Source organism: Prevotella sp. S7 MS 2 (assembly GCF_000762865.1).
GTDB lineage: Bacteria > Bacteroidota > Bacteroidia > Bacteroidales > Bacteroidaceae > Prevotella.
Genome location: NZ_JRPT01000016.1, coordinates 1 through 5,327 on the forward strand (window position 1 = coordinate 1; position 5,327 = coordinate 5,327).

General features: G+C 47.2%; 4 protein-coding genes. 3 read left to right on the forward strand and 1 reads right to left on the reverse strand.

Going from position 1 to position 5,327, the window contains the following annotated elements:
• The first annotated feature begins 62 nt into the window (after positions 1 to 62).
• On the forward strand, positions 63 to 1,097 hold the full coding sequence (locus HMPREF0671_RS03580) for an ABC transporter permease (protein WP_232223161.1): 1,035 nt from the start codon (positions 63 to 65) through the stop codon (positions 1,095 to 1,097).
• A 307-nt stretch (positions 1,098 to 1,404) separates the two neighbouring features.
• Complete coding sequence (gene rbr, locus HMPREF0671_RS03585) at positions 1,405 to 2,058, forward strand: rubrerythrin (protein ID WP_036896745.1); 654 nt, start codon at positions 1,405 to 1,407, stop codon at positions 2,056 to 2,058.
• A 124-nt stretch (positions 2,059 to 2,182) separates the two neighbouring features.
• Here the strand turns inward: rbr and HMPREF0671_RS03590 are convergent, their stop codons facing one another.
• Positions 2,183 to 4,381, reverse strand: a complete 2,199-nt coding sequence (locus HMPREF0671_RS03590) for a sodium-translocating pyrophosphatase (RefSeq protein WP_036896747.1) — start codon at positions 4,379 to 4,381, stop codon at positions 2,183 to 2,185.
• Between the two features lie 155 nt (positions 4,382 to 4,536).
• Here HMPREF0671_RS03590 and HMPREF0671_RS03595 point away from each other — a divergent pair, with 155 nt between their 5' ends.
• Positions 4,537 to 5,292 carry an outer membrane beta-barrel protein gene (locus HMPREF0671_RS03595; RefSeq protein ID WP_052052809.1) on the forward strand — a complete coding sequence of 252 codons (756 nt, stop codon included), beginning with the start codon at positions 4,537 to 4,539 and terminating at the stop codon, positions 5,290 to 5,292.
• Positions 5,293 to 5,327: the final 35 nt, after the last annotated feature.

A 5,327-nucleotide genomic window follows, 5' to 3' on the forward strand; every position in this document is an offset into this window, starting at 1 on the left:
GCAGAAGAAGTTCACGTTGGAGCGTCCGGCAGCTCTTTCTTATCAAGATAAGGTGATCGTTTCTGCCGCGACTTATCGTGATGTTTCCCATCATTATCATGTGTGTGATACCATGGGTTGCCAATATGGAGGTGCGCGATGTGGCTGTCCGTATCGTCGATAACGACCACTCGCAACTTTCAGCACGGCTTATCCATCGTGTGGAAGCTTCTAATTATTTCACATTTAGAGGTATATCTGCGTCGTACGATGAAGCATTACGGGATGTAGAAAAGGGGCATGCCGACGTGATAGTAAACATTCCGCGCTCCTATGCACGCGACATTGAGCAGGGAAAAGTCCCTCAAGTGCTCATTGCAGCCAATGCTGTGAATGGCACGAAGGGTAGTCTTGGTGCCTCGTATATGGCCAATATTGTGATGCAAAATCTGCCTGTATATCCCGGTAAATCGAATGTTCAAGGCGGTATTGTGACCAAGAATCTCTACAATCTACATCAAGATTACAAGGTATTTATGATTCCGGCGTTCATGGCAATGATTATGATTATGATTTGTGGATTTGTTCCTGCGCTTAATATTGTAGGTGAAAAGGAAGCCGGAACCATCGAACAAATCAACGTAACACCTATTAGTAAGATGGACTTTATATTGGCTAAGCTCATTCCTTTTTGGTTGATTGCCATCTTAGAACTCACCGTTTGTCTGCTCATATCGTGGCTGTTATATGGCTTAGTGCCTGCCGGTAATGTACTGTTTATCTATCTTTTGGCAGTGTTGTTAGCTATTATATTCAGCTGTATTGGGCTCATTGTGTCCAACTATAGCGATACCATGCAACAAGCTATGCTCGTGATGTGGTTTATACTGGTGTGTATGATTCTGTTGAGCGGCCTCTTTACGCCCACTCGCAGTATGCCCGACTGGGCTCAAGTGTTGGTTACGGTCATCCCCGTACATTATTTTATAGATGGTATGAGAGCCGTGTTTGTACATGGTGCAGGCTTTGCGGGTATCACTACTCAACTTTTGGCGCTCACCATCTTTGCTCTGTTGATGGGTAGTTGGGCTGTGGTTAGTTATCGAAAGAATGTTTAAAAGGGGGCAGTTGATAAGTTTACGAGTAGACAAGTTAACGAGTTTGGAATGAGAAGTGACGAGTTAGGAGTGATGAGTTTATTGTTTCTTATTTAGAAAGAATCTCTATTGGATGCTTAAATTGAAATAATTACAATTTAATTTGACTCGTATTCTATTATTATTTATCTTTGCTTACATATTCATAGCGTATAGGATGTAATATGAAAAGTGCATCTTCGAGCGGATAAGGAAATATGATTGCAGCGCCATCTAAGCGTATTGCGACAAGGAATACATCAATACAAAAAATAAAAACAAAAACATTATGAAGAAGAAATTTATCTGTACTGTATGTGGTTTGGTTGTTGAAGGAACTGAAGCTCCTGAACAATGCCCCGTATGTCATGCTCCAGCAAGCAAGTTTAAGGCTGTTGCTGACATCAAATTAGAGGGTACTAAGACCGAGAAGAACCTACAGACAGCTTTCGCCGGAGAAAGTCAGGCTCATACAAAGTATCTCTATTATGCATCAAAAGCAAAGAAAGAGGGATACGAGCAGATTGCTGCTCTCTTTGAAGAGACTGCTCGTAACGAGCGCGAACATGCTAAATTGTGGTTCAAGTTCTTGCACGGTGGCGACATCCCAACAACTACTGTGAACCTCACAGACGCTGCTACAGGTGAGAATTATGAGTGGACCGACATGTATGCTACAATGGCTAAGGAAGCTATGGAAGAAGGTTTCCCAGAGATAGCTGCTAAGTTTAAGAAGGTAGCTGCTATTGAGAAGCATCACGAGGAGCGCTATCGCAAGCTCTTGAAGAACATAGAAGACAAGGTCGTATTCTCTCGCGACGGTGACAGTATATGGCAATGTCGCAACTGTGGACACATCGTTATCGGCAAGGAAGCACCTGCTGTATGTCCTTGTTGTGACCATCCACAGAGCTTCTTCCAAATAGAAGCCCTCAACTACTAAGCCTCTTAGAGTATTAAGAAAATAAGAAAGCCCGCGCTTCTCCAATCAATCGGAGAGCGCGGGCTTATTGTTTTAGTAAGTTGTCAGGATGGTCTGACCTGCCGGACTCATCCGATATTTGTTCTTAAAGAATCGCTATGCCGGCCATAACGATGCTTACCATCGACATCAACTTAATGAGAATGTTGAGGCTGGGACCCGATGTGTCCTTGAAAGGATCGCCCACTGTGTCGCCCACAACGGTGGCTTTGTGACATAGCGAGCCCTTTCCGCCGAACTCACCTTCCTCTACCAGCTTCTTGGCATTGTCCCATGAACCGCCTGCATTGGCCATAAAGATGGCTAAGGTGAACCCTGCCGACAAGCTACCCACCAGCAATCCGAGTACACCGGAGACTCCTAAGACGAGCGCAACGATGATAGGAATGAGGATGGCAAGCACAGATGGGAGTATCATTTCGCGTTGGGCGCTGCGTGTAGAAATCTCTACACACCGCTCATAGTCGGGTGTTGACACCCCTTCAAGGATACCTTTTATCTCGCGAAATTGGCGTCTTACCTCGTCGACCATAGCTCCGGCAGCTCGTCCTACAGCTCCCATGGTGAGTCCACAGAATAGGAATGCCGCCATCGCACCGACCATGGCGCCCACCAATACACGTGGATTCATCAGGTTGACTTGGAAGAATTCCATGAAATCGGGCATGTTGGCAGCCGATGGATTGAACGCCTTTCCGGTTGCATCGACGAATGTTTGTCCATGCTCTACGGCTCTGGACATGGCTATCTTCACCTCTTCTACGTACGATGCAAGCAGTGCCAGAGCGGTAAGAGCGGCCGACCCAATGGCAAATCCCTTACCCGTGGCAGCGGTCGTGTTGCCCAATGCGTCGAGTGCATCGGTGCGTTTACGTATTTCAGGCCCCAATTCGCTCATCTCGGCATTACCTCCTGCGTTGTCAGCAATGGGGCCGTAAGCATCCGTTGCCAGCGTAATACCGAGTGTAGAGAGCATACCTACGGCTGCGATGCCAATGCCATAAAGTCCATGAGAAATACTTTCGGCACTCATTGATAGGTTGAATCCGTTGGCACAAAGGTAGCTTAGCATGATGGCAATGGCTATGGTAACGACAGGAATACAGGTAGATATCATGCCTGTACCGATGCCTTTGATGATGACGGTGGCTGCACCGGTCTGCGAGGCAGCCGCTATACTGCGTGTGGGACGGTAACTTTGTGAGGTGTAATATTCCGTAGCCTGCCCTATAATGACGCCTGCTGCAAGTCCTGTTACTACAGAGAACGACACACCTAGCCAATTATCGAGTTGCAAACCGTATAATATACCGAAGGAAGCAACGGCTATCAAGACGGCAGCTGAGTTGGTTCCACGTCCTAAGGCATGCAATAATTCGCGCATGGTAGCCCCCTCTCGTGTATGCACCAAGTAGATACCAAGGAGCGAAAGGAATATTCCGACGGCCGCAATCACCATGGGTGCGATGACAGCACGTAGTTGCATGTCGTCGTTCATGGCAAAGGCTGTAGCGCCAAGAGCGGCAGTCGACAGAATGGAGCCGCAATAACTTTCGTACAAGTCGGCTCCCATGCCGGCCACATCGCCTACATTATCGCCCACGTTATCGGCTATAGTGGCCGGATTTCGCGGGTCGTCTTCGGGAATATCTGCCTCTACTTTGCCCACAAGATCGGCTCCCACATCGGCCGCTTTGGTGTAGATGCCACCGCCCACACGGGCAAATAAGGCTTGCGTGGAGGCTCCCATACCGAACGTCAGCATTGTTGTGGTGATGGTGATAAGGGCTGCATGACTGCCCGAATAGATGGCTGTGAGGATAAGAAACCACAAGGTGATGTCGAGCAAACCTAATCCTACGACTACCAATCCCATTACAGCGCCACTTCGGAAAGCTATCTTGAGGCCTCTATCCAGTCCCTGTCGAGCCGCATTGGCCGTACGTGCAGAAGCGTAGGTGGCTGTCTTCATGCCGAAAAAGCCCGATAATCCGGAGAAAAATCCACCTGTGAGGAAGGCAAAAGGAACCCACGGATTCTGTACTTTCAGCACATAAGCCATGAAAGCAAATACCAATGCCAACACCACAAAGACGATACCGACCACGCGATATTGCTGTTTCAGGTAGGCCATGGCGCCTTTTCGTACATGCGCGGCAATCTCTTTCATGCGCGGAGTGCCCTCGTTTTCTTTCATCATATCGCAGAAAAACTTCCAAGCCATAGCCAGTGCGATGACCGAAGCTGCCGGTACCAGCCAGAAAATAATAGGAATCGTATTCATCATATATAGGTATTAAGAAGTTTATATAGTAAAAACCTGTGTTTTCAAACGATCGACTACTATTATCGCAAATTTAATCATAATTTAAAAGAAAAGCAAGTCTGGATGTTGAAAAAAGATTAACTTTGCGTCCAAAATAAACAGTAAGTATAACTATGAAGTCATTATTCACGTTGATTTTATTCTTGTTTGCTGGTTGGCAGACGCAGGTATGCGCCCAAGGAGAGGTGCGCCAATGGGGCATTGAGGCCTCTATGGGGCAGGCAAGTATGGATTGTAACTACGATGCCAGCAGTCTTGATGCTAATAAGGCAAATACGTTTGCGCTTTCGGTAGATTATTATTTGCATCGCCACTGGGCTCTTACGGGCGGTATCTATATGGAACAGCAGGGTTTGTACACCAATCTTTCAACCGGTATCGGACTCATGAAAAACTGGGTTGCAGGTATTCAGGTCGGTGCCAAATGGTATCCATTGGCTCCCAAATGGATTGTTCAGCCTTATGTAGGGGCTAATTTGTACACCAATGTTCTCAATCTGCCACGCCAAAGGGGCGAGAAGAAGGTCACGGCTACACAAGCTTGGAATGGCGACGGGGTGATGACATACGATATTCAGCACGCTATTGGCAGTCTAAGTCCGAAGATAGGTGTTGATATTCGACTCGTCAGTAGTGTTAATCTCACGCTGGGTTGGGATTATCGTTGGGAGTTTTATGGACATACCAACAGCAATATGCGCTACACATCGGGTCCGGTGACGGGGCATGAGTATCCCATGAAGAGCAACAACAGCCGTGGAGTCATCAACATCGGAGTGAAAGTAGACTTCCCTATGCGCAGTGTTTCCGAGGGAACGATGCAGACCTTGCTTGGTGCGATACTCGGTTTGTTGATGCCATCGAAATAGTAAAAAGAGAGAGGGGCGATTTGATGAATTCATCA